The sequence below is a fragment of the Frankia sp. CeRuru1 genome (genome assembly GCF_977966315.1).
In genome coordinates this window covers 1-4,152 of sequence record NZ_CDWWEW010000426.1, presented here as the reverse complement: position 1 = coordinate 4,152, position 4,152 = coordinate 1, and the positions used below count along the sequence as shown (strand labels likewise).

At 71.7% G+C, this 4,152-nt stretch carries 5 protein-coding genes; 1 reads left to right on the top strand and 4 read right to left on the bottom strand.

The window, feature by feature from the left end:
* The first annotated feature begins 199 nt into the window (after positions 1-199).
* A complete protein-coding gene (locus tag AC08OP_RS21875) occupies positions 200-838 on the top strand; it encodes a hypothetical protein (RefSeq protein ID WP_476615899.1) in 639 nt (212 codons plus the stop codon).
* Here AC08OP_RS21875 and AC08OP_RS21870 read toward each other — a convergent pair whose 3' ends face one another.
* The 4 genes from AC08OP_RS21870 to AC08OP_RS21855 all read right to left on the bottom strand — a co-directional run bounded on the left by AC08OP_RS21870 (position 839) and on the right by AC08OP_RS21855 (position 3,853).
* Entirely contained in the window at positions 839-1,288 is a 450-nt protein-coding gene (locus tag AC08OP_RS21870; protein ID WP_476615898.1) for a hypothetical protein, read from the bottom strand.
* Positions 1,289-1,694: 406 nt separating this feature from the next.
* The gene (locus AC08OP_RS21865; RefSeq protein ID WP_476615897.1) at positions 1,695-1,910 is read right to left on the bottom strand and encodes a hypothetical protein; all 216 of its coding nucleotides are present in this window, start codon (positions 1,908-1,910) and stop codon (positions 1,695-1,697) included.
* A 327-nt stretch (positions 1,911-2,237) separates the two neighbouring features.
* A complete protein-coding gene (locus AC08OP_RS21860; RefSeq protein WP_462189201.1) occupies positions 2,238-2,432 on the bottom strand; it encodes a (2Fe-2S)-binding protein in 195 nt (64 codons plus the stop codon).
* 329 nt (positions 2,433-2,761) lie between these two features.
* Positions 2,762-3,853 (bottom strand): OmpA family protein, encoded by a 1,092-nt coding sequence (locus AC08OP_RS21855; protein WP_476615896.1) that lies wholly within the window; start codon positions 3,851-3,853, stop codon positions 2,762-2,764.
* Between the last annotated feature and the right edge of the window lie 299 nt (positions 3,854-4,152).

Below are 4,152 nucleotides of genomic sequence, written 5' to 3'. Positions count from 1 at the left end.
CCCCCGGACGCCCGCTTACCGTTCGCAACGCTCCTCCCGGATCCGGGGACCGCTGTGCGCGCGGCACGCGCGGCATCGGTCCTCCGGCGGAAACCACGGCGACGCATCCAGAGAATCGGCGGTGAGGCAACCGTCGAATGCCACACAATGCCGCCGATGCTGTGGTCGGTGTGCTGCGTTTCGCGTTACCGTGTGCCGCATGCCGTCGGCGGGTCTGGCCTGGCAGACACTCTCCGATCCGGGCGCGCTCGCCCTGGTCGACTCCGAGTCCAACCGGGCCGCCGCGCTGGCCCGGCCGCACCCCGCGGACCTGCCCATGGTCCAGATCGTCGACCTCGAACGTCTCGTCTGCGGTTGGCTGGCTCCGGCCAGCCGCCCGCAGTCCGAGCGGCACCTCCGTGAGCAGATGATCGTCGATCCGCTGCACACCCTGCGCGGGATGTGCTGGCTCATGGCGATGTGGGTCGTCGCGATACATCTCCGGACGGGACGACAGCCGACCGCCGTCGTCGCCGGCCTGGCGTTCCCGGGGATCTGGCGAGGACCGGAGGCCCCGAAAAGCGCCCAGCTCTGGGAGGACCTCGCCGGGCGGATTCGGCTCGGCGTCCTCGCCGCTCTCACCAGCGACGTGGCGACCGACGAACAGTTTCGCGAGGCACTACGCCATCCCGCCGACATCACGTCGATTCTGGTGCATTACGCCCTGCTCATGATGGCGGGCCTGCACCGGCACATGCTCGACAACGGCGTGGACCCGAAGGAGATGGCGGGCACGTTGGCGCTCTACACCGTAGACCCGCAGGAACGGGCCACCGCCTGCTTCCGCCCGCTGACCTGATCAGCGGCCATCACCCCCGGGCTGCGCCTTGCGGGTCGGCGAGGGACGCGGGCCACGAGTCGCGGCGGCCGAACGCGCCGCGGAACCGAGGCGTAGCGACGGTGCGGCACGCAGGGACGCCGGGCTCGGAACGGGCGACGCCGGGCTCGGCACAGGCGACGCCGCGGAGAGGGCGGGAACGGCCGAGGCGGCGGGACCCCCCGGAACCGCGGGGACGGCTTGGTCGGCGGCATCGATGTAGACGACGCGAGTACTCCCGCCGTGCCCGTGGATGGCGAGTAGCGTCTCCATTGTCGGATAGATCCCGATGGAATCGTGTTCGGAGTCCCACCACAACACGCAGGTGCCGTCTGGGGCCTGCGCCCCGAACGCGACCGCACCCGTCCCGGAGACGCCGGAGACATCGACGTCACGCTCCAGCTGAAACCGCCGCACCTGGCGAGCGGACATCGCCACGACCTCCTCACGGGGTACCGTACTGTACCCGTAGGCATCGCCCGTGATCCGGCTGGCGCAGCCGACTCAGCGCCGTCGCCGACCTCGCGCCTCGCAATCAGCGAGGCGTCGCGGCTCGGCCGGATCGACCGGCCGATGCTACCTCTCAGGCGGACTTCGGCCGGTTGGCCCACGGTAGCCGGCAATGTCGGGGTGGGTCATCCATATGCCGTCGTGGCAGCGCAAGGGTGATCCCACCACGCGGTAGCTCCACGCGGTAGCTCCACGCGGTAGCTCGCGGGTGGACCGATGTGCCCGCGCGGGGACACCGTCGGAGCGTGATGGTCACATGGCCCGGCGCACGGTCACCGCGGAGGCGGGCCGGTCCGCCGGCGGTCCGAGATAGCGGTCATAGCCGGTCTCATTCCGTAGTCTTCCGTAGTCGACGGGCCAGGAACGCGACCGTGTAACGGACCGTGAGCCGATGGTCCTCGGTGACGTCGATCACCGGCGGCCAGCAGGCCGTGGCCGCGGTCATAACGAGGCGCAGGCGCAGCGCGGCGGGGATCCCCGCCGAGACGAGACGCTCGAAGGCCCGGCTGACGTGACGTTCAGTCGGGATCGCCCCATCCCTCACGATCCCTCACGCCACTGACCAGCAGCACCCGCACCCGCGCCCGAGCGGGGACCCCGTCGGGCAGCGGTTCGGTGGCCGGCGCGATGCCCACCGCCGCCCTGACCCGCCGATCGGCCGGGACGCCGAGGATACCGATGCTCTCGACACCATCGCGGTAAACCCGCCGAAGGAGAACCCCACCACGGCGATCCGGTCGCGACGGATCGGCGGGCGCGGCGGTCAACGACGGGGGACGCGGCGCCGGGAGCTCGACCGTTGCGGATGGTCCGGGCGGGCGGGCCGCCACGCGGGGTACCACAACGAGGTGACCAGCACCCATCCGGAACCCTACCCCGCCCTGGCGACCGGGCTGCCGCGGCGCGCGTACGCCTCGTCCAACAGCTCGGCGATCTCCTCTACACAGCCGCCACAGCCCGTCCCGGCATCACATCGCTCGCCGACGGCGTCAACGTCGCAGGCACCCGACGCGATCACATTGCGTAGCATCCGGTCGGACACCGCGAAGCATGAACAGACGAGCACCGCACCTCACCACGCCCGAGACAGCCAGCACGCGGACGGCCAAGCGGCAGTTCGCGACCCTGTCGATCTGTCGATGATCCTTCGACCCCGTGGGGCAGTCGACCCTGCGGAGCAGCCTTAGCTAAGGCTTCCCTAAGCAGAGGGTGCCATGGGCCACCCGCCGCAGGCAAGACGGTCGCGCATCCGCGACATCACCGTGATACTGGGCCGGAAATCGACCGGACTGCAGATCGGCCGGACTGCAGATCGGCCGGACTGCAGATCGGCCGGACTGCAGATCGACCGGACTGCAGATCGACCGGATCAGCCGGGATCGGGCTCGCCCAGAATCAGCGATCGGGCCACGGGACGATCTCGACCCGACGGTTGGCCGCCCGTCCCCGGGGCGTGGCGTTGTCGGCCTCCGGCCACCGGGAACCGAACCCGGCGACGCGCATGAGGTCGGGACGTACGCCCCGGTCCGTCAGGTAGTCGGCAGTCACCCGGGCCCGGTCCAGAGACAACGCCTGATTGAGGGTCGCCGGCCCGAAGGCGTCGGTGTGGCCGCCGACCAGGACCACGACCCGGCCGGCGCGCAGCGCCGCCGCCACCCGGTCAAGCCAAAGGCGGGCCGGCGGGCTCAGTGTCGCTGCGCCGACCGGGAACGTCACGTTCCGGCCGTCGAGGGCAGCGCGTAGGGCCGCGAGGGCCCCGGCGTCGGAGGTGGGCTTCGCCGCCGGGGCGGCAGGCTTCTCTCCCGGGACGACAAGCCGGTTGTCCAGGGTGGCATCAGGAACGGTGGTACCGGCCGCCGCCAGCACCTGGGCGCCGAGGCGCCGCCTCGTGGCCTCGTCCGGGGCGCTGCCGGCCACCGCCACGGTCGTCCCGGAGACTGTGACCGAGTGGTTCCCGGGGAAACCGCGCAACGCCGCCGCGACGGCGGCCACCGCCTCCACCGGCGGCTCCGCCACGGCCGGGTCGACCCGGACCTCGCCGGTCACCGACCCGCCGCTCGCGTCCGCCACGGCGGCGAGCAACACGGCACGGCTCGCCCGGTCGGGCACGGTCGCCGTGATCGACAGTCCTCGGCCGGCCACGGCGAGCACCAGGGGGCGCGCGGGTTCGGTCGCGATGACCACGTCGTCACCGAGACGCGCGGAGGTCGTGCCGGCGACCGCGGCCGAGGCCCGCGCCTGTTCGGCGGCGGCGGCACTCGGGAAACGACCGGTGACGACCGCATCACGCCCCTCGACGTGAACCTGGGCGTGCCCGCCGCCGGTGGACCGGACCGCCGCGGTCGCCCGGGCGGCGAGATCATCCTCGATGGGATCGCGGCGCAGGGCGAACGCGACAAGGGCAAGCAGCAACCACGCCAGCACGAGTGCGATGGCGAAGGCGACCGGGCGCGGGCGTTGCAGACGCACGGCCGTGGACAGGGACATCGATCGGACTCCGAGCAGGATCGGACCGGACGCGGGATCTTCGAGGTGGCGCTGATCGTCGGGACAGGGCCGATCTTCGAGGTGGTGGGGAGGGGGTGCCGCAAGGTCGGACGCGGCCGGGAAAACCGCTTTCCCGCAACTTTCGCACATCGGTCCCAGAAGTAACACATCGGGGCGAAAGATGCACCCACCTGGGGAGCCACACCAGGCCGACACGGTCGGATCGGCATCGGCCACCCACCGCGATCAGTTCGCGTGCGCTCCGTCGGCTCGCGCCACCGGCGTGACCCGCACCGCCA

Coding starts and splice junctions, on each gene's coding strand:
- AC08OP_RS21870 (WP_476615898.1), bottom strand. CDS start 1,288: ATGTCCGCTCGCCAGGTGCGGCGGTTTCAGCTGGAGCGTGACGTCGAT.
- AC08OP_RS21875 (WP_476615899.1), top strand. CDS start 200: ATGCCGTCGGCGGGTCTGGCCTGGCAGACACTCTCCGATCCGGGCGCG.
- AC08OP_RS21855 (WP_476615896.1), bottom strand. CDS start 3,853: ATGTCCCTGTCCACGGCCGTGCGTCTGCAACGCCCGCGCCCGGTCGCC.